This window comes from Streptomyces glaucescens (assembly GCF_002154375.1).
GTDB classification, from domain to species: domain Bacteria; phylum Actinomycetota; class Actinomycetes; order Streptomycetales; family Streptomycetaceae; genus Streptomyces; species Streptomyces glaucescens.
The window spans coordinates 14,799-34,581 of record NZ_MUND01000047.1 but is presented as its reverse complement, the minus strand read 5'-3'; the positions used below and the strand labels follow the sequence as shown (position 1 = coordinate 34,581).

The window sequence follows — 19,783 nt, the reverse complement described above, 5'->3', positions numbered from 1 at the left end:
CCGCGCCAAGCACGCCCAGCTCGTCGACCAGGCCCGCCAGGCCCTCGACCGGGACGTCGCCCAGCTCACCGCCGAGGCCGGTGTCGTCGAGCCCGCCCTGCCCCCGGCGTACGCCCGCTGGGACAACCCCGTCTGGCACGGCTACCGGGTGCCGATGGAGCTGCCGATGGCCCTGCGCCTCGGCGACCTGCATCTGTCCGAGTGCCCCCAGTTGCGTATTCCCCTGCTGGTCAGGCTGCCGCTGGAGCGCGGACTGTGGATCGACAGCGGGCGGACGGGCTCGTCCGGCGGTGCGTTCACCGACGCCCACGACATGCGCCGGCTGGCGATGGGGACGGCGGTGGCGCACGCGGCCCGGCTGCTCGCCGTCCACCCGGCGGGCGAGTACACCGTGTACGTCATCGATCCCGCCGGCACGGGCGCCCAGGCGCCGCCCGCGCTGGGCGCCGCCGGGGTGGCGGAGGTCCTCGCCAAGCTCACCCAGCGCGTCGACCTGGTGCAGATGGCGGTGCGCGGCGGGGCCGCCGACGCGCTGCCGCCGGACCTCGACACCTCCCAGCACCTGCTGGTGGTCAACGACTTCCCGCACGGCTTCGACGACCGGGCCGTCACCCAGCTGCGCTACCTCGCGGACGAGGGCCCCGCCGTCGGCGTCCATCTGATGATGGTCGCCGACCGGGAGGACGCCGCGGGCTACGGCCCGCTGCTCGACCCGCTGTGGCGTTCGCTGCTGCGCCTGACGCCGGTGCCGGACGACCACCTCGCCGACCCGTGGGTCGGGCACGCCTGGACGTACGAGCCGTCGCTCGTGCCGCCGGGGAGCCAGGTGCTCCAGCAGGTGCTCACCGAGGTGGCGGCCGCGCGCCGCGCCTGGCGTCGGTGACCGTCACCCCCGTCGGGCCAAGCATCGGTAAAGCGCACTGACCAGCGGGTTTGGCCCTTCCTTTACCAATCACTTTACCTCTCCTTGGTGATTGGGTAGTCTTATCCGCACGGAGGGGAGTACTCCCTGACTGCTGCGGCGTACCCGTCAATACGGATCCGGCCGGATCCCGGGGCGTCGGCCCATCGTTGGGTGGAAGAGACCTCCGGCAGCGCGACGACGCTGACTCATCTGTTCGCCGCTACGTACTGCCGGAGGCGCAGTGGAAGTTTCCGTGACCCTGTGGGTTCTTACGGTCGTGGGCCTCGCCGCCCTGATCGCGGTCGATTTCTTCATCGGCCGCAAGCCCCATGACGTATCCATCAAGGAAGCCGGGATCTGGACCGTCGTCTGGATCGTCCTGGCCGGACTGTTCGGCCTCGGCCTGCTCGTCTTCGGCGGCGGCCAGCCGGCCGGAGAGTTCTTCGCCGGCTTCATCACCGAGAAGTCGCTGAGCGTCGACAACCTGTTCGTCTTCGTCCTCATCATGGCGAAGTTCGCGGTTCCGTCGCAGTACCAGCAGCGGGTGCTGCTCGTCGGCGTCCTCATCGCCCTGGTGCTGCGCGCGATCTTCATCGCCGCCGGCGCCGCGATCCTCGCCAGCTTCTCGTGGGTGTTCTACCTCTTCGGCGCCTTCCTGATCTGGACCGCCTGGAAGCTCATCCAGGAGGCCCGGGCCGACCAGGAGGACGAGGAGTACGAGGAGAACAAGCTGCTGAAGGCCGCCGAGCGCCGCTTCGGCGTGGCCGACCGGTACCACGGCACCAAGCTGTGGATCCAGGAGAACGGCAAGCGGGTCATGACCCCGATGCTGGTCGTGATGCTCGCCATCGGCACCACCGACGTGCTGTTCGCCCTGGACTCCATCCCCGCGATCTTCGGTCTCACGCAGGACCCGTACATCGTCTTCACGGCGAACGCCTTCGCCCTGATGGGTCTGCGGCAGCTGTACTTCCTCATCGGCGGTCTGCTGAAGAAGCTGGTCCACCTGTCGTACGGCCTGTCGGTCATCCTGGGCTTCATCGGCGTCAAGCTGGTGCTGCACGCCCTGCACGAGTCCGGAGTGCACGTCCCGGAGATCAGCATCCCGGTCTCCCTCGGTGTGATCTGCGCCGTCCTGATCGTCACCACGATCACCAGCCTGATGGCCTCCAAGAAGCAGGCCGAGGCGGAGGCGGCGGATACGCGGGTCGGCAAGGACAGCATCGACGTCTGACCCCGTCGTCCCCCCACCCTGCACCCGGCACCGGGAGCGGCCCGCGGCGTCTCGCCGAGCGCCGCTCCCGGTGCCGCGTTGTGCCCACCGGGTGCCGAGGCACTCACCGACGGCCCCCGCGAAGCCACCCCACCGGGCGACCCCACCGGGCGACCCCGCGAGACGACCCCGTGAGGAGAGCGAACGACCCGGAGCGACACCGAGACCGAGCGACGAGCACCAACGCGAGGAGGAGATGTGGCCACCGGCCGGAAGGACCACCTGACCAGCGGGAGCGGGACCGCCGAACGGCCCGGGGACCGGAATGCGAAGCCACGGTCCGTCTGCGACGATCGCCACATGATCGCTCGGCTCAGGTCGCTCACGAACCGGTGGACGTCCCTCGTGCCGGTGCTCGGGGTGATCCTGCTGATCTTCACCTGGGGACGTGATCTGCCCGGCCCGGTCGTCGCGGTGGTGACCGTGGTGCTGGCCGGAGCGGTGCTCGCCGCCGTGCACCACGCCGAGGTGGTCGCCCACCGGGTGGGCGAGCCCTTCGGCTCGCTGGTCCTCGCCGTCGCCGTGACCATCATCGAGGTCGCCCTGATCGTCACCCTGATGGCCGACGGCGGCGACAAGAGTTCCACCCTGGCCCGGGACACCGTGTTCGCCGCCGTGATGATCACCTGCAACGGCATCGTCGGCCTCAGTCTCCTGGTCGGCTCCCTGCGCCACGGCACGGCGGTCTTCAACCCCGAGGGCACCGGCGCCGCGCTCGCCACGGTCGCCACCCTGGCCACCCTCAGCCTGGTCCTGCCGACGTTCACCACCAGCAAGCCGGGCCCGGAGTTCTCCGGGGTGCAGCTCACCTTCGCCGCGCTCTCCTCGCTCGTCCTCTACGGCCTGTTCGTCGCGACCCAGACGGTCAGGCACCGGGACTACTTCCTGCCCATCACCCGGCAGGGCGAGGTGATGAGCGAGGACCACCACGCGGACGTGCCGACCGCGCGCACCGCCCGGATCAGCCTGGTCCTGCTCGGCCTCGCCCTGGTCGCCGTGGTGGGACTGGCCAAGGGCGTGTCGCCGACCATCGAGTCCGGCGTGGCGGCGGCGGGGCTGCCGCACGCAGTGGTCGGCGTCATCATCGCCCTGCTGGTGCTGCTCCCCGAGACCATCGCCGCCCTGCGCTCCGCCCGCCGCGACCGGGTGCAGACCAGTCTCAACCTGGCCCTCGGCTCCGCCATGGCCAGCATCGGCCTGACCATTCCCGCCGTCGCCCTGGCCTCCGTCTGGCTGTCGGGGCCGCTGGTCCTCGGACTCGGCTCCACGCACATGGTGCTGCTCGCCCTGACCGTGGTCGTGGCCTCGCTGACGGTCGTACCGGGCCGCGCCACCCCGCTCCAGGGCGGCGTGCACCTGGTGCTGTTCGCGGCGTATCTGGAATTGGCGGTCAACCCCTGACCGGCACCGTCCGTCCCTCATCGGCAGGGTCAGCCCATGACCGCTGCCGTCAGTCCCTGACCGGCACCGTCATTCCTGACCGGCACCGTCACTCCTGACCGGCACCGTCAGTCCATGACCGGCGCCGGCTTCGGCACGGCAGCCGGTGCCGGACGGGTCTCCGGCAGCAGTGCGAAGCACCCGAGGCTGAGCAGCGCGATCCCGGTCAGATAGGCCCCGACACCCCAGGGCACCCGTCCGCCCTGCTCGGCCAGCGCGGTCGCCGCGATCGGGGTGAGCGCGCCGCCGAGCACGCCGCCCAGGTTGTAGCCGACGGCGGCGCCGGTGCAGCGCACGCGGGGCTCGTACAGTTCGGGCAGGTAGGCGGCGATCACCGCGAACACCGTGATGAACGCGAGCATCGCGCCGAGGAAGCCGAGAAACATCAGCAGCGGCGCGCCGGTGGCGAGCAGTGCGACCATCGGGAACATCCACAGGGCGGCGGCCGTAGAGCCGGCGAGGCACATCGGCCGGCGCCCGTACCGGTCGCCGAGCACCGCCGCGACCGGAGTGAGCGCGCCCTTGATCACCACGGCGGCCATCACGCAGGCCAGCATGACGCTGCGGCCGACCTCCAGCCGCTCGGTGGCGTAGGAGAGGGACCAGGTGGTCACGGCGTAGAAGATCGCGTAGCCGGCGGCGAGCGCGCCGGCGGTGAGCAGGACCAGCCGCCAGTGGTCGCGCACGACCTCGGCGATCGGCACGCGCGCGGGCTCCTCGATCTCCAGGAAGCGGGGGCTCTCGGCGAGTGACGAGCGCAGCCACAGCCCCACCACGGCCAGCACCCCTGCCACCCAGAACGGCACCCGCCAGCCCCACTGGGCGAACTCCGCCTCGGACAGGGTGGCCGACAGGGTCAGCATGGAGCCGTTGGCGAGCAGGAAGCCCACCGCGGGCCCGACCTGCGGGAAGCTCGACCACAGGGCGCGCCGCTCGGCGGGCGCGTGCTCGACGGTCAGCAGTACGGCCCCGCCCCACTCCCCGCCGAGGCCCAGCCCTTGCAGGAAGCGCAGGACGACGAGGAGGAGCGGAGCGGCCGTCCCGATCGCGCCGTACGTCGGCAGGCAGCCGACCGCGACCGTCGAGGCACCCGTCAGCAGCAGCGAGGCGACGAGGACCGGCCGACGCCCGTGCCGGTCCCCGAGGTGCCCGAAGAGCACCGAGCCGAGCGGGCGGGCCACGAAGCCCACCCCGAACGTGGCGAACGCGGCAAGAGTGCCCGCCAGCGGCGAGACGGTGGGGAAGAACAGGGGGCCGAGGACCAGCGCCGCTGCGGTCCCGTAGACGAAGAAGTCGTAGAACTCGATGGCCGTGCCGGCCAGGGCGGCGGTCGCGAGCCGCAGCATGGAGGGCGTCCTTACGGTGCGTACGTCTTGCATGCCGCGTCAACTACCCACGGTGACACCGGGTTACGGGGGCGCATGGGGGTGGCCGGTCGCGTCAGTATGTGACCGTGATGCGCCGGGCCGGACCGTCGACGCGCACGGTGCCGCCGTACGGAATCACCACCTGCGGATCGGTGTGCCCGAAGTCCACGTCGAAGACGATGGGGGTGTCGGGGGCATACATGCGCATGGCACTCAGGACGGCCTCCCGCTGATCGGCGGCGTAACGGGCCGCCTCCTCCGGGCTGTTGGGGTGCTCGAAGGACCAGGTCTTCGCCCGGGCCATCAGCAGCGCGGAGAAGCGCCGCAGCAGGCCGCGCTCGCCCATGTTGCGCAGGGTGCGGAAGACCTCCGCGGCGCTCGGCAGTTCCTCCGAGGTCTCCAGGAACAGCACGTCGCCGTCGTACTGCGCAGGGTCGGCGATCTCGCGGTCGGCCATCAGCAGCCAGCCGAGGATCTCCAGGTTGCCGCCCCAGCCGCGGCCCTCCGCCACCCGGTCGTCGTTCACCCAGGTCCAGCCGGTGCCGGGCCGGCTGGGCGGTTCCTCGTCGAAGGTGGCGGGATCGGCCCAGTCCCGGTCCACGTCGTTCCAGCGGTCGGCGGGGCGCAGCTCGTACGGACCGGAGGTGAACAGGGCCGCGCGCAGCGAGTCGGCGGTCTGCGGGTTCATGGCGCCGGGGCGGCCCAGCTCGACCATCACGCTCGCGCCGTGGTATCCGACGATGCCGGTGTTGCGCAGGAAGGCCAGCAGATTGGTGTTGTCGCTCATTCCGATGAACGGCTTGGGATGGGCGCGGATCAACTCCCGGTCCAGCAGCGGCAGCACGGTGATCTGGTCGTCGCCGCCGATGGTGGCGATCACCGCCTTGACGTCCGGATCGGCGAAGGCGGCGTGGATGTCGTCGGCCCGCTCCCTCGGCGTCGCGCCCGTCTTCCGCGTCGCCGGGTACTCGACCGGTTCGAGGCCGTACACCTCGCGCAGGCGTTGCAGGCCCAGCTCGTAGGGGAGCGGGAAGAGGCCGGGCAGGCCGCTGGCCGGCGAGATGACGGCTATGCGGTCACCGGGGGAGGGCTTGGGAGGGTACGCGGGTGTGATCATGACGGGAGGGTAGGGCCGGCCGTCCCGTGCGCGCACCGTGATAAACCGGGGGCGAGCAGCGGTCCCGCCGGACCGCCCCCGACCGGACCGGAGGAACAGTGCCCCGCACCCTGGCCAACGCCCCGATCATGATTCTCAACGGCCCCAACCTGAACCTCCTCGGGCAGCGCCAGCCGGAGATCTACGGCTCCGAGACGCTCGCCGACGTCGAGGCGCTGTGCGCCGGGGCGGCGGCCGCGCACGGCGGCACGGTGGACCTGCGCCAGTCCAACCACGAGGGCGAGCTGATCGACTGGATCCACGAGGCGCGGGAGAACCACTGCGGGATCGTCATCAACCCCGGCGCCTACACGCACACCTCCATCGCCCTCCTCGACGCGCTGAACACCTGTGACGGCATGCCGGTGGTCGAGGTCCACATCTCCAACATCCACAAGCGGGAGTCGTTCCGGCACACCTCCTACGTGTCCCTGCGCGCCGACGGCGTCATCGCCGGATGCGGGATCCAGGGCTACGCCTTCGGCGTGGAGCGGATCGCCGCGCTGCTCGGACCGACCCGCACGAACGCCTGACGCCGACGCCCGCGCGCGGTCCCGCACGGTCCTAAAGGCGCCCGGCCTCCACGATGCGCCGCAGAAAGCGCCGTGTGCGCTCCTGTCGCGGGTCGCCGAAGACCTGCTCGGCGGTGCCGCGCTCCAGCACGACCCCACCGTCCAGAAAACAGACCTGGTCGGCGACCTCCCGCGCGAAGCCCATCTCATGCGTCGCCAGCACCATGGTCATGCCGTCGTCCTTGAGGTCGCGGACGACGGCCAGGACCTCACCCACCAACTCCGGATCGAGCGCCGCGGTGATCTCGTCGAGCAGCAGCAGCCGGGGCCGTACGGCCAGGGCGCGCACGATGGCCACCCGCTGCTGCTGACCGCCGCTGAGCCGGTCCGGGTACGCGCCGGCCTTGTCGCCCAGCCCCAGCCGCTCCAGCAGCTCCCGGGCCCGTTCCTCGGCCTGCGCGCGGGGCACGCCGTGCACCCGGCGCGGGGCCAGGGTGATGTTCTCCAGCACCGTCATGTGCGGGAAGAGGTTGTACGCCTGGAAGACCACGCCGATCCGGCGCCGTACCGCGTCCTGGTCCGCGCGAGGGTCGGTGATCTCCTCGCCGTCCAGCCAGATCGCCCCGTCGTCGATCTCCTCCAGCAGATTCGCGCACCGCAGCAGAGTCGACTTCCCGGAGCCGGAGGCGCCGATCAGCGCCGTCACCGTGTGCGGAGCGACCTCCAGGCAGACGTCCCGCAGCACGGCCGAGCCGCCGAAGGTCTTGCGGACGGACTCCATCCGCAGCACCGGGGCGCCGGGGGCCTCGCTCATGTGGTTCCTCCCTGGGCCCGCCGGCGGTCCATCCGGGCCGTCACCCAGTCCGTGAGGCGGGTCATCGGAATGGTCAGCGCCACGAAGACCAGGCCCGCGACGATGTACGGCGTGTAGTTCAGACTGCGGCCGGCGATGATGTCCGCCGCGCGGACGGCGTCCACCGCGCCGCCGATCGACACCAGGCCGGTGTCCTTCTGGAGCGACACCAGGTCGTTCAGCAGCGGCGGCACCTGGCGGCGCACCGCCTGCGGCAGCACCACGTGCCGCAGCGCCTGCCGGCTGGTCAGGCCGAGCGAGCGGGCCGCGGCGCGCTGCGAGGGATGGACGGACTCGATGCCCGCCCGGAACACCTCCGCGACGTACGCCGAGTAGGTCAGCGTCAGCGCGGTCCCGCCCAGCAGCACCGGATCGACGGTCACGCCCTGGAGACGCAGCGCCGGGACGCCCAAAACCACGATCATCAGGTTGATGATCAGCGGCAGCCCGCGGAAGAAGTCCGTGTACGCGGCGGCCAGCACCCGCAGCGGGAAGAACACCGGGCCGCGCAGGGTCCGCGCGACGGCGATGAGCATGCCGAGGACCAGCACGGCGGCCCCGCACACCAGCAGCAGCCGGACGTTCAGCCAGAGCCCTTCGAGGACCTTCGGAAAGGCCTCACGCGCGTAGCCCCGGTCGAAGAAGGTCTCCCTGGTGCGCGGCCAGCCGGGCGCGCCCACCACGACCAGGTACAGCACGACGCCGGTGACCAGGGTCGACAGCGCCGCGACGGCGGTGGCGCGGCGCGCGCGGGCGCGCTTGTACCGCTCCCGCTCCAGCCGCCGCTCCGACGGGACGTACGGGTCCTCGTCGCCCCGCGCCTCCTTCGCGACGGTCACTTCAGCACCGGGGCGTCGACGGCGTCGGACAGCCACCGCTGCTCCAGCCTCGCCAGGGTGCCGTCCTTCCGCAGGGCGTTCACCGCGTCCGTGACGCAGCCGGTGAGCGCGCTGCCCTTGTCGAGCACGAGCCCGAACTGCTCCCGCGCGGAGCCCCGGTTCTCGAACTGGCCGACGATCTCGGCGTCCGTGACCTCGGCCGCGGTGATGTAGAAGGCGGTGGGCAGGTCGGTGACGATGGCGTCGACCTGCCCGTTCCGCAGCGCCGATTTCGCCTGGTCGTTCTTGGCGTACACGGCCGCAGCCCGCTCGGGCCGCACCACGTCGTCGATGTAGTCCAGGCTGGTGGTGCCGACCTGGGCGCCCAGCTTGACGTCCTTGAGGTCCGCGACGGTCTTCGCCTTCGCCGCCTCGGAGCCCTTCAGCGCGATGACGGCCTGGCGCACGTCGTAGTAACCGGCGGAGAAGTCCACCGCCTTCCTGCGCTCGTCGCTGATCGAGACCTGGTTGATGTCGAAGTCGAAGGTCTTCTCGCCGGGCGCGAACGCCTTGTTGAAGGGCACGCGCTGCCAGACCACGGTGTTCTTGCCGTAACCGAGCCGCCCGGCGACGGCGTACGCCACCGCCGACTCGAAGCCCTCGCCGGTCGCCGGATCGTCGTTCTCGAACCAGGGCTCGTACGCGGGCTCGTCGGTGGCGATGGTGAGCTTGCCGGGGGTCTTCGTCGCCAACTCGCCCTCGGCGCAGTTGACCCCCGGGGTTGCGGACGGTCCGACGGCCGCTTCCTCCTCCGGTTGCGGGGCACAGGCGACGGCGGCGAGCAGGGCGACGGTGACGGCGGCGACGGCGCGGCGGGGCGCGCGAAGGACGGATCGCATGGCGGGAGATTGACAGCGCGGCCCGTGTTTGTCGAGGTCACGCCAGTGAGTGTCCGCATGGTGGGAACGGGCGTTGCGTTCGTGTGAACAGGGCCTGCCGGGGCGGGCCTTGGGCCGCCGGCCGAGGGCTGGAGGAAGGGACCGGCGGCCCGTGCCGCGCGGAAGCCGTCGTCCCGCGCGGGGCTGTCTCCAGTGGACCGCGCAAATCCGTGCGCCGGGAGCGCGCGCGGGGCGCCGGAGCGTGCAGTCGGTTCACACGGGGCGCGAGTCGATTCGTGCGCTCCCTGCCCGGACTCCCGCGTTCACCAGGTGGTGTTCACCACCCCCGCTTGTGCCACTCCGGCAGGTGCGGACGCTCCGCGCCCAGCGTGGTGTCGTCGCCGTGCCCCGGATAGACCCAGGTCTCGTCCGGGAGGACGGCGAAGATCTTGGTCTCCACATCGTGGATCAGGCTGGCGAACGCCTTCGGATCCTTGTGGGTGTTGCCCACACCGCCCGGGAAAAGGCAGTCACCCGTGAACACGTGGGGATGGCCGTGCGGATCGTCGTAGACGAGGGCGATCGACCCGGGCGTGTGACCCACGAGGTGGCGCGCGGTCAGCTCCACGCGCCCCACCCGGATGACATCCCCGTCGTCGACCAGGACATCGGTCGGCACGGGGATGCCCTCGGCGTCGTCCCGGCCCGCGTACGTACGGGCCCCGGTGGCCGCGACGACCTCGGCGAGCGCCTGCCAGTGGTCCCCGTGCCGGTGCGTGGTGACGACGGAGGCGATGCCGTCGTCACCGATCATGCCGAGCAGGGTCTGCGCCTCGTTGGCCGCGTCGATCAGCACCTGCTCGTCGGTGGCCCGGCAACGCAGCAGATAGGCGTTGTTGTCCATCGGGCCGACCGCGATCTTCGTGATCATCAGGTCCTTGAGCTCGTGCACGTCCGCCGGGCCGCCGACCGTCACCTGTCCGCTGTACGTCATGGCCGCCAGTCTAGGGCGGCGGGCCCGCCCCGAGCAGGTCGTCGGCCAGGGTCACAGCGGGGGCAGGGAGGGCAGCGGCCCGCCCTCCGCGGCGAGCGCCGAGCCGTCGCGGCGGCCGGCCAGCCAGCCCAGCAGATCGGCCCGGGAGCCCCGCACGGTGACCTCGGGGGCGTCCGCCTCCCGGCCGGTGCGCCACGCGCGCGTGCCGTCCGTCAGCAGGGTCGGCGGCACGTCCGGGTGCCCGGTGAAGCGGTCGGCGAGGAAGTCGATCTCCCGCTCGGTGAACTCCGTCGGCAGGTCCTCCAGCTCGTACCCGACGCCCAGATCCACGTGGTGCAGCTCGACCTCGACCCACCGCCGGAACGGCACCCGGGACGCGGAGTCGGTGACGCCGTTGCGCAGCTCCACGGTCCGCGACCAGTCGGCGGGCGCCGCCCCCGCCTCCCGGAACCGTCCCGCGCTCGCGCGGACGTCGGCGAGCTGCTCGTCGAGGGGGCGGGGGGCGTCCCGCTCGATGTCGGCGTCGCGGGCCTCGGCGGAGACGTACATCGGACGCCCCTCCAGGACATTCACGAGGGCGTCCGCGTTGCGGGCGAGATGGGCGAGGACATGGCCGCGGCTCCAGCCCGGCAGCCGTGACGGTTCCGTCACGTCCGCGTTGTCCAGCTCGGCGGCTGCGCTCAGCAGCCGCTCGGTCGCCTCCTGTACAGACGCCAGGTCACGCGCGTGATCAATCATGGGGCCGACCTTAGCCCCGCCACTCCTTCGGGTGAAGGCGGCGGACCAGGACCGTTAATCGAATGCACGTGCTATATGGTCGGTGACGGCGTCGGGCATGCTGGATGGTCGGGGATTGTTATGCGACCGGGAAATCCGACCGGCGTTGTCAGTGGCTCCCCCTAGTCTGAGAAAGACGGGGGCCCCGCCCCTGTCACTTCTCTCAAGAAAGGTGCGGACCGGCGTGGCCGACCGTCTCATCGTCCGTGGCGCGCGCGAGCACAACCTGAAGAACGTCTCGCTCGATCTGCCTCGGGACTCGCTCATCGTCTTCACGGGCCTGTCCGGGTCGGGCAAGTCCTCCCTGGCCTTCGACACGATCTTCGCCGAGGGCCAGCGGCGCTATGTGGAATCGCTTTCCTCGTACGCCCGCCAGTTCCTCGGCCAGATGGACAAGCCGGACGTCGACTTCATCGAAGGTCTGTCCCCGGCGGTCTCCATCGACCAGAAGTCGACCTCGCGCAACCCGCGCTCGACGGTCGGCACCATCACCGAGGTCTACGACTACCTGCGCCTGCTCTTCGCCCGCATCGGCAAGCCGCACTGCCCCGAGTGCGGCCGCCCGATCTCGCGCCAGTCGCCGCAGGCCATCGTGGACAGGGTCCTGGAGCTGCCGGAGGGGAGCCGCTTCCAGGTGCTCTCGCCGCTGGTGCGCGAGCGCAAGGGTGAGTTCGTCGACCTCTTCGCCGACCTCCAGACCAAGGGCTACTCCCGCGCGCGGGTGGACGGCGAGACGATCCAGCTCTCCAACCCGCCCACCCTGAAGAAGCAGGAGAAGCACACCATCGAGGTGGTCGTCGACCGCCTCACGGTGAAGGACTCCGCCAAGCGCCGTCTCACCGACTCCGTGGAGACCGCCCTCGGCCTGTCCGGCGGCATGGTCGTGCTCGACTTCGTCGACCTCCCCGAGGACGACCCCGAGCGCGAGCGGATGTACTCGGAGCACCTGTACTGCGCGTACGACGACCTGTCCTTCGAGGAGCTGGAGCCGCGCTCCTTCTCCTTCAACTCGCCCTTCGGCGCCTGCCCCGAGTGCACCGGCATCGGCACGCGCATGGAGGTCGACCCGGAGCTGATCGTCCCGGACCCGGACAAGTCCCTCGACGAGGGTGCCATCCACCCCTGGTCGCACGGCCACACCAAGGACTACTTCGGCCGGCTGATCGGCGCCCTCGCCGACGCGCTCGGCTTCCGCACGGACATCCCGTTCGCGGGCCTGCCGCAGCGCGCGAAGAAGGCCCTGCTGTACGGCCACCGGACGCAGATCGAGGTCCGCTACCGCAACCGGTACGGCCGCGAGCGGGTGTACACCACGCCGTTCGAGGGTGCCGTGCCCTTCGTCAAGCGCCGGCACAGCGAGGCCGAGTCGGACGCCAGCCGGGAGCGCTTCGAGGGCTACATGCGCGAGGTGCCCTGTCCCACGTGTGAGGGCACGCGCCTGAAGCCGATCGTGCTCGCGGTCACGATCATGGAGAAGTCGATCGCCGAGGTCTCCGCGATGTCGATCAGCGACTGCGCGGACTTCCTGGGCGAGCTGAAGCTGAGCGCCCGCGACAAGAAGATCGCCGAGCGGGTCCTGAAGGAGGTCAACGAGCGGCTGCGGTTCCTGGTCGACGTCGGCCTGGACTACCTCTCGCTGAACCGCGCGGCCGGCACCCTCTCCGGCGGCGAGGCCCAGCGCATCCGCCTGGCCACCCAGATCGGCTCCGGCCTCGTCGGCGTGCTGTACGTCCTCGACGAGCCGTCCATCGGCCTGCACCAGCGCGACAACCACCGGCTGATCGAGACCCTGGTCCGGCTGCGCGACATGGGCAACACGCTCATCGTCGTCGAGCACGACGAGGACACCATCAAGGTCGCCGACTGGATCGTCGACATCGGCCCGGGCGCCGGTGAGCACGGCGGCAAGGTCGTGCACAGCGGCTCCCTGAAGGAGCTGCTCGCCAACGCCGAGTCGCAGACCGGTCAGTACCTGTCGGGCAAGAAGTCCATCCCGCTGCCGGACGTCCGGCGCCCGATCGACCCGTCCCGGCAGCTCACCGTGCACGGCGCCCGGGAGAACAACCTCCAGGACATCGACGTCTCGTTCCCGCTGGGCGTCTTCACCGCGGTCACCGGCGTCTCCGGTTCCGGCAAGTCGACCCTGGTCAACGACATCCTCTACACCCACCTGGCCCGCGAGCTGAACGGCGCGCGGACCGTCCCCGGGCGGCACACACGCGTGGAGGGCGACGACCTCGTCGACAAGGTGGTGCACGTCGACCAGTCGCCCATCGGCCGCACCCCGCGCTCGAACCCGGCGACGTACACCGGCGTCTTCGATCACATCCGCAAGCTGTTCGCCGAGACCACCGAGGCGAAGGTCCGCGGCTACATGCCCGGCCGCTTCTCCTTCAACGTCAAGGGCGGCCGCTGCGAGAACTGCGCGGGCGACGGCACCATCAAGATCGAGATGAACTTCCTCCCGGACGTGTACGTCCCGTGCGAGGTCTGCCACGGAGCCCGGTACAACCGGGAGACCCTGGAGGTCCACTACAAGGGCAAGTCCATCGCCGAGGTCCTGAACATGCCGATCGAAGAGGCGATGCACTTCTTCGAGGCCGTCCCGGCGATCAACCGTCACCTGAAGACGCTCCACGACGTCGGCCTCGGCTACGTCCGGCTCGGCCAGTCCGCGACCACCCTGTCCGGCGGCGAGGCCCAGCGCGTCAAGCTCGCCAGCGAGCTGCAGAAGCGGTCCACCGGCCGCACGGTCTACGTCCTGGACGAGCCGACCACCGGTCTGCACTTCGAGGACATCAGCAAGCTGCTGAAGGTCCTGTCCGGCCTGGTCGACAAGGGCAACACGGTGATCGTCATCGAGCACAACCTCGATGTGATCAAGACCGCCGACTGGCTCGTCGACATGGGCCCCGAGGGCGGCGCGGGCGGCGGTCTCGTGGTCGCCGAGGGCACGCCCGAGCAGGTCGCGGCGGTCCCGGCCAGCCACACCGGCAAGTTCCTGCGGGACATCCTCGGCGCCGACCGGATCAGCGACGCCGAGCCCGTGCGGGCCCCCGCGCGCAAGACGGCCACCAAGGCCACGGCCAGGAAGACGGCCGCCAAGAGCGCCGACGGCACGGCGGCCAAGAAGGCGGCCGCGGCCACCAAGAAGGCGGCGCCCGCCAAGAAGACGACGCGGGCCCGCAAGGCCTGAGCGCCCACACCGACGCGCGGTGCCCCGGGGGACCCCCGTTCCCCCGGGGCACCGCGCGTCCGTCTCCGCCTCAGGCGCCCCGCGGCTCCACGAACTGCATGTCCAGCTGGATCTTCACCGTGTCGCCCAGCAGCCCGGGAGCGAAGTCCAGCCCGAAGTCGCTGCGGCGGATCTCGCCCGTCGCCTCGAACCCGGCGTGCCGGGAGCCGTCGATCGGCACGTCCACCACACCGCCGAACTCCACGGCGAGCGTCACCGGACGGGTCACGTCGCCGATCGTCAGCTCGCCGTCCATGGTCCAGTCCTCGCCGGCGCCCGACACCCGTGTCGAGCGGAACGTCATCGTCGGCCGCTTCTCCACGTCGAGCAGGTCGGACGCGCGGACGTGCGCGTCTCGGTCCGGATTCCCGGTGTCGACGGAGGCCAGGGCGATCTCCGCGGTCACCCGCACGTCCGCCAGCGACTCCCCGACGTGGAGAGCGGCCTTCACCTCGGCGAAGCGGCCCCGGACCTTGGCGATCCCCAGGTGGCGGATGGTGAAGTTGACGGCCGAGTGCAGCGGGTCCAGCTCCCAGTCCCCGGGGGCCAGCGGCAGCGGAGCGGTGGTCAGTGTGTTCGTCACGTCGTTCTGCGTCATGCCCTCCACCCTCGCGGCAGCGCGGCGTGGCAGGGAGACCGGGCGAAGCCTGGTAGTCGCAGGGCCACCCTCCCACGCGCGGGCGTTGGTACGTTCGCGGGGTGAGCGACAACGAGTTGGGCACCTATCTGCGGACCTGGCGCGAGGCCGTGACACCGGAGGAGGTCGGACTGCCCGCGGGCAGCCGCCGCCGCACGCCCGGACTGCGCCGCGCCGAGCTGGCCACACTCGCCGGCATCAGCGTCGAATACCTCACCCGGCTGGAACAGGGACGGGACCGCAACCCCTCCGCCCAGGTCCTCGGGGCGCTCGCCGACGCGCTCAACCTGTCGCTGCGCGACCGGATGGTGCTGCGCCGGCTGGTCAAGGAGGCGGACGGCGGCGATCCGCTGGTGTGCGGCGCCGCCCCGCCGCTCAGCCGCACCCCGCGCGCCACGGTGCGCGCCGTCCTCGACCACCTGGAGCCCGCCCCCGCCGTGGTGCTCAACTGGATCGGCGACGTCCTCGCCCACACCACCGGCTACGCCCGGCTGTTCGGCCCGATCGGCGTGCTCGACGCCGAGCACCCCAACCTGCTCCGCCATCTGTTCACCGACGCCCGCGCCCGCGACGCCTTCCCCGACTGGGAACGCGAGGCCGACAACCTGGTCGCCCAGCTCCGGCACGACGTGCCCCTGCGGGACCCGTACGCCGCCGAGCTGGCCGAGGAACTCACGGTGACCGCGGGGGCGGAGTTCGCCGACCGGTTCGCCGACCTGGCGATGGCCCCGCGGCGGGTCGGTGGACAGCGCGTCGAACACCCGGAGGCCGGACCACTGCGGCTGCTGCACGAGACGCTGGCCCTGCCGGACGACGGCCAGCGGATCGTCGTGCACCTGCCGGCCGACGAGGCCACGGCCGCCGCCCTGGACCGCCTCAACGGCCGTCACCCGGGCGCCCTGCGGGCCGTGGGCCGCGCGGGCTGAACGCCGGGTGACCGCGCCGGGGCCGCCGGCCCGCACGTGCGACGGCCCGCACCTGCGACGCCCTCAGCCGCCCAGGCGTCACGCCGGCCCGCCCACCCGTACGTCAGCCGGTCACCCGTACGTCAGCAGCCCCGCCCTACGTCAGCCGTCCGTCCGTCCGTACGTCAGCCGTCCATCCATAGGTCAGCCGTCCAGCTCGTGCGCGTACGGCGGCTCCGCGCCGGCCCGTGAGCAGGTGATCGCCGCAGCGCGGGCCGCGAACCGCAGCAGCCGGGTCCAGCCGCCGGCGTCCAGGCCGGCGAGCGCGGCGGGGGAGAGGGCGTCCTGGGCGGCCAGGCCGTGCAGCAGGGCCGCGTTGACGGTGTCCCCGGCGCCGATGGTGTCCACCACGTCGGCCTTCTCACCCGGCACGGAGTACTCGGCGCCGTCACGCGTGAGGACGGTCAGCCCGTCGCCGCCCCGGGTGATCACGACGGCCGAGGGCCCGGCCGCCAGCCACTCCCGCGGGGCGCCGCCCAGCCACCGCGCGTCCTCCTCGGACAGCTTCAGCAGCGTCACCGACGGCAGCCACTTCAGGAACCGGGCCCGGTAGGCGTCCGCGTCCGGGATCAGACCCGCCCGGATGTTCGGGTCGAGCGCGGTGAACACGCCCTGCCCGGCCGCGGCCCGCATCAGCTCCTCGTAGGCGCTCGCCCCGGGTTCCAGGACGAGCGAGCAGGTGCCGAACGACACCGCGCGGGTCTCCGCGGGGAGGGCGGCGGGCGCGGTGAACAGCCGGTCGGCGGTGCCGTCGACGTAGAAGGAGTAGGCGGCCGAGCCGTGCGTGTCGATCGTGGCGACCGCGAGCGTGGTCGGCTCGTCACCGCGCTGCACGCCCGACACGTCCACCCCCGCCGCGCGCAGCCCGTCCAGCAGGGCCTCGCCGAAGGCGTCGGACGAGACCCGCGAGCAGAAGGCGGTGGGCGAGCCGAGCCGGCCGAGGGCGACGGCCGTGTTGTACGGGCCGCCGCCCAGCGCCGGGCGCAGGCTCGCCAGGGCGCCCGGGCCCTGCGGTACCAGGTCGATCAGGGCCTCACCGGCGACGACGATCACGAATCGGCTCCTCTCTCGGGCCGCTGGGGCCCCTCGGACGCGTCCGGTCGCGGGGACCGGTCGGGACAGCCGCACGAGGTGCGGTGGACGAACGTGCAGGGCAGCCGCACGGTCCGGGCGGGCCGGTCCGGTGCGTCGAGGCGCTCCAGGAGCACCCGCACCGCCGTCGCGCCCAGCTCCTTGCTGGGCTGGGCGATCGCGGTGAGCCGGGGCGAGAAGAGATCCGCCCAGGCGAAGTCGTCGAAGCAGGCGAGCGCGACGTCGCCGGGGACGGTGAGGCCCCGCTCCCGCAGGGCGCGCAGGGCGCCGATCGTCATCGCGTTGTTGCCGGTGACGAGTGCGGTCGGCGGCGCGGCCAGGGACATCAGGGCCGCGGTGGCCCGTTCGCCGCCCGCCGACTCGGAGTCGCCGTGCACCAGGAGCCGTTCCTCGAAGGGCAGCCCGGCCGCCGCGAGACCGTGCCGGTAGCCGGTGATCCGCTCGCCGGTGGTGCTGAGCCCGGGCCGGCCCGCGACCAGGCCGATCCGGCGGTGGCCCCGTCCGGCGAGATGGGTGACCAGCCGGGTCATCGGCTCGGTGCCCTCCGCGCAGACCTGGTCGAAGCGCTGGGCGCCCTCCGCGCGGTCGTCGAGCACGCGGTCCAGGAGGACGGCCGGTACGTCGTGGCGGCGCAGGTAGGCGACCAGTTCACCCGGGTCGGCGGACGGGGCGACGATCATGCCGTCCACCCGTCGCTCGTGCAGCAGCTGGACGACCTTGCGTTCGTGCCCGGGGTCGTCGTGCGGATCGGCGATGAGCAGGCCGTAGCCGTGCTCCAGGGCGGCGGCCTCGACGCCCTGGAGGATCTCCGTGAAGTACGGGTTGCTGATCGCCGACACCGCGAGGCCGATGGAGCGGGTGCGGGAGGTGACCAGGGAGCGGGCGAGGGTGTTCGGGGTGTAGCCGAGCTCGTCGATCGCGTCGAGGACGGCCTGGCGGGTGCGGGGCAGCACGGGCCGGGTGCCGTTCAGCACGTGGGACACGGTCGCGACGGAGACGCCGGCGCTGCGCGCCACGTCGGCCATGGTCGGCATGCGGTTCCCTCCGATCCGGCGATTGGCCTTCGGGTGTTGGCCTTGCGGCCTTGCGGCCTTCTGGCCTTCTGGCCTTGCGGCCTTCTGGCCTTGCGGCCTTCTGGCCTTCCGGCCTTCCGGCCTTCCGGCCTTGCGGCCTTCTGGCCTTCCGGTGTCTGACGTTCCGGCCTTCCGGCGCTCCGGTGTCTGGCGCTCCGGCCCTCCGGTGTTGGCGTTCCGCGCGGCAAGGTATCCCATCCGGCGACGCACGTAAACGCTTGCGTAAACGCTTGCGCGGGCTGCCACCCCACGCGGACACCAGGACCCGAGGCCCCGTTATCGTCGAAACGTCCAGTCCGGACCAGCCCTCACCAGTGGAGCCCCCATGTCCGCCAGCCCCTCCGCGAGCCGCCGTACCGTCCTGCGCGGAGCCGCCCTCGCCCCCGTCGCCGGGCTCGGCATCGCCGCCTGCGCCCCGGAGAGCGCCCGCAAGACCCCGGCCACCCCGACCGCGCCCGTCGACCTGGGCGCGGAGAGCGAGGTCGCAAAGGGCGGCGCCCGCCTCTACCGCGAGCACAACGTGGTGGTCAGCCGCGACGAGAAGGGCACCCTGAAGGCGTACAGCACGATCTGCACGCACGCGAGCTGCCCCATCACCAAGCTGGAGGGCACCCGGCTGACGTGCTTCTGCCACGGCAGCGAGTTCGACGCCGCGACCGGCGAGGTGCTGCAGTCACCGGCCACGGTGCCGCTGGTGGAGCTGGCGGTGCGGAGCGAGAACGGCAGGATCGTGGCGGGCCCGAAGGCCTGAGGGCCGGAGGGCCGACGACCGGGGACCGCCTCGGGGCGTGCGCCTCACTCCCAGTCCCACGCGATGCCCACGATCCCCGACCGCACCCGGGGCTCCACGAGGTGGACCGAGTGGTGGCGGCCGGTCAGGGCGAGTTCCTGGCGGCCGCTGCGGGGCGCCGCCGCCGAGTGCTGGGTGAAGCGGTGGCAGCGCACCGGCAGGGCGCGCTCGTCGAACCGCACCTGGAGCGCGTACTGCCCGCCCGCCGGTCCGAACCCGCGGAGGTACTCGCGCGACACCCCGGCCGTGCCGTCCTCGACGCCGTACCGGAAGAGGAAGGTGTCCCCGGCGCGCAGCCGGGTGTCGAACAGCAGCTCGGCGACGACCACCCCCGTCTCCCGGTGCCAGCGCACGCGCCCGGTGCGGCAGTTGTCCAGGGCGTGCACGGTCATCCGCTCCGGCGCGCATCCCGGGTCGCCGTGGTGCACGGCCACGAAGCGGTCGACGCCGTCCTGGTGGGCGCGCACGATGTGGTGCGACTCGCGCGCCGCCAGCTCACGGCGTGCCCCGATCCGGACCCGCTCGTGGTGGCCGAGCATGTGCAGGCCGCAGTCCAGCTGGGCGCCCAGCTCCCCCAGCAGCCGGCCCAGGACGTCCGAGGCCTCGACGAGGGACCGGTAGGAGCGGGTCGCGGGCCGCCGCGCGGAGCGCTCGTCGGTGTCGGCGAGCAGCCGGATCAGCGACTCGTCGGGCAGCTGGAGTATCTCCTCCAGCGCCCGGACCGCGCGCAGCGACTCGGGGCGCTGTGGCCGGCGGGCGCCCTGCTGCCAGTAGCTCAGACTGGTGACGCCGACTTTCACGCCGTACCGCGACAGATGGTGCTGCACCCGCTGCAGGGGCAGTCCGCGGGCGGCGATCGCGGCGCGCAGCGCGACGTGGAAGGGGCCGCCTCGCAGGGCCGTGTCCAGGTCCGCGGCGGCGACGTCGGGGGCGGCGTCCGCGTGCTGTGTGGCGTGCGGCATGCAGGGGCCTTTCTGGATGACAACGGCTGGTCAGACCGTTCGCGGGGGTTCCGAACG

At 72.0% G+C, this 19,783-nt stretch carries 17 protein-coding genes and 1 pseudogene; 7 read left to right on the top strand and 11 right to left on the bottom strand.

Annotated features, from left to right (window positions below):
• The 3 genes and pseudogenes from CCN42_RS03845 to CCN42_RS03835 form a co-directional block, all read left to right on the top strand.
• Nucleotides 1-883 (top strand): annotated as a pseudogene (locus CCN42_RS03845) (TerD family protein); the annotation flags it as partial.
• Nucleotides 884-1,145: 262 nt separating this feature from the next.
• Complete coding sequence (locus tag CCN42_RS03840; protein WP_086733063.1) at nt 1,146-2,138, top strand: TerC family protein; 993 nt, start codon at nt 1,146-1,148, stop codon at nt 2,136-2,138.
• Between the two features lie 339 nt (nt 2,139-2,477).
• Nucleotides 2,478-3,578: a calcium:cation antiporter gene (locus CCN42_RS03835; protein WP_086733064.1), complete on the top strand. Its 1,101-nt coding sequence runs from the start codon at nt 2,478-2,480 to the stop codon at nt 3,576-3,578.
• A 107-nt stretch (nt 3,579-3,685) separates the two neighbouring features.
• On the opposite strand, the gene CCN42_RS03830 is transcribed toward CCN42_RS03835, so the two are convergent.
• Both CCN42_RS03830 and CCN42_RS03825 read right to left on the bottom strand, forming a co-directional pair.
• On the bottom strand, nt 3,686-4,963 hold the full coding sequence (locus CCN42_RS03830; RefSeq protein WP_086733062.1) for an MFS transporter: 1,278 nt from the start codon (nt 4,961-4,963) through the stop codon (nt 3,686-3,688).
• A 94-nt stretch (nt 4,964-5,057) separates the two neighbouring features.
• Nucleotides 5,058-6,101, bottom strand: a complete 1,044-nt coding sequence (locus tag CCN42_RS03825) for a S66 family peptidase (RefSeq protein WP_086733061.1) — start codon at nt 6,099-6,101, stop codon at nt 5,058-5,060.
• A gap of 98 nt (nt 6,102-6,199) precedes the next feature.
• Here CCN42_RS03825 and aroQ point away from each other — a divergent pair, with 98 nt between their 5' ends.
• On the top strand, nt 6,200-6,673 hold the full coding sequence (gene aroQ / locus CCN42_RS03820; protein ID WP_086733060.1) for a type II 3-dehydroquinate dehydratase: 474 nt from the start codon (nt 6,200-6,202) through the stop codon (nt 6,671-6,673).
• A 31-nt stretch (nt 6,674-6,704) separates the two neighbouring features.
• Here the strand turns inward: aroQ and CCN42_RS03815 are convergent, their stop codons facing one another.
• The 5 genes from CCN42_RS03815 to CCN42_RS03795 all read right to left on the bottom strand — a co-directional run bounded on the left by CCN42_RS03815 (nt 6,705) and on the right by CCN42_RS03795 (nt 10,933).
• The gene (locus CCN42_RS03815) at nt 6,705-7,466 is read right to left on the bottom strand and encodes an amino acid ABC transporter ATP-binding protein (protein ID WP_086733059.1); all 762 of its coding nucleotides are present in this window, start codon (nt 7,464-7,466) and stop codon (nt 6,705-6,707) included.
• Nucleotides 7,463-8,344: an amino acid ABC transporter permease gene (locus tag CCN42_RS03810; RefSeq protein ID WP_086733058.1), complete on the bottom strand. Its 882-nt coding sequence runs from the start codon at nt 8,342-8,344 to the stop codon at nt 7,463-7,465. Before CCN42_RS03810 ends, CCN42_RS03815 begins: the two co-directional genes overlap by 4 nt.
• Nucleotides 8,341-9,222, bottom strand: a complete 882-nt coding sequence (locus CCN42_RS03805; protein WP_086733057.1) for an ABC transporter substrate-binding protein — start codon at nt 9,220-9,222, stop codon at nt 8,341-8,343. The genes CCN42_RS03810 and CCN42_RS03805 overlap by 4 nt, the downstream gene beginning before the upstream one ends.
• Nucleotides 9,223-9,538: 316 nt before the next feature.
• The gene (locus CCN42_RS03800) at nt 9,539-10,195 is read right to left on the bottom strand and encodes an MBL fold metallo-hydrolase (RefSeq protein ID WP_086733056.1); all 657 of its coding nucleotides are present in this window, start codon (nt 10,193-10,195) and stop codon (nt 9,539-9,541) included.
• A gap of 51 nt (nt 10,196-10,246) precedes the next feature.
• Nucleotides 10,247-10,933, bottom strand: coding sequence for a maleylpyruvate isomerase family mycothiol-dependent enzyme (locus tag CCN42_RS03795; RefSeq protein ID WP_086733055.1), 687 nt, complete (start codon nt 10,931-10,933; stop codon nt 10,247-10,249).
• Between the two features lie 223 nt (nt 10,934-11,156).
• On the opposite strand from CCN42_RS03795, the gene uvrA reads away from it, so the two are divergent.
• Complete coding sequence (uvrA, locus tag CCN42_RS03790) at nt 11,157-14,168, top strand: excinuclease ABC subunit UvrA (RefSeq protein ID WP_086733054.1); 3,012 nt, start codon at nt 11,157-11,159, stop codon at nt 14,166-14,168.
• A 70-nt stretch (nt 14,169-14,238) separates the two neighbouring features.
• Here uvrA and CCN42_RS03785 read toward each other — a convergent pair whose 3' ends face one another.
• Nucleotides 14,239-14,805, bottom strand: coding sequence for a YceI family protein (locus tag CCN42_RS03785; protein WP_086733053.1), 567 nt, complete (start codon nt 14,803-14,805; stop codon nt 14,239-14,241).
• Nucleotides 14,806-14,906: 101 nt separating this feature from the next.
• Between CCN42_RS03785 and CCN42_RS03780 the strand changes: the two genes are divergently transcribed.
• A complete protein-coding gene (locus CCN42_RS03780) occupies nt 14,907-15,770 on the top strand; it encodes a helix-turn-helix domain-containing protein (RefSeq protein ID WP_086733052.1) in 864 nt (287 codons plus the stop codon).
• 183 nt (nt 15,771-15,953) lie between these two features.
• Here the strand turns inward: CCN42_RS03780 and CCN42_RS03775 are convergent, their stop codons facing one another.
• Together CCN42_RS03775 and CCN42_RS03770 are read right to left on the bottom strand one after the other, a co-directional pair.
• Nucleotides 15,954-16,862, bottom strand: a complete 909-nt coding sequence (locus CCN42_RS03775; protein ID WP_086733051.1) for a carbohydrate kinase family protein — start codon at nt 16,860-16,862, stop codon at nt 15,954-15,956.
• A complete protein-coding gene (locus CCN42_RS03770) occupies nt 16,859-17,935 on the bottom strand; it encodes a LacI family DNA-binding transcriptional regulator (RefSeq protein WP_086733050.1) in 1,077 nt (358 codons plus the stop codon). Before CCN42_RS03770 ends, CCN42_RS03775 begins: the two co-directional genes overlap by 4 nt.
• A gap of 364 nt (nt 17,936-18,299) precedes the next feature.
• On the opposite strand from CCN42_RS03770, the gene CCN42_RS03765 reads away from it, so the two are divergent.
• Nucleotides 18,300-18,725: a Rieske (2Fe-2S) protein gene (locus CCN42_RS03765; RefSeq protein WP_086733049.1), complete on the top strand. Its 426-nt coding sequence runs from the start codon at nt 18,300-18,302 to the stop codon at nt 18,723-18,725.
• Between the two features lie 44 nt (nt 18,726-18,769).
• Here CCN42_RS03765 and CCN42_RS03760 read toward each other — a convergent pair whose 3' ends face one another.
• Entirely contained in the window at nt 18,770-19,726 is a 957-nt protein-coding gene (locus tag CCN42_RS03760; RefSeq protein ID WP_086733048.1) for a hypothetical protein, read from the bottom strand.
• Nucleotides 19,727-19,783: the final 57 nt, after the last annotated feature.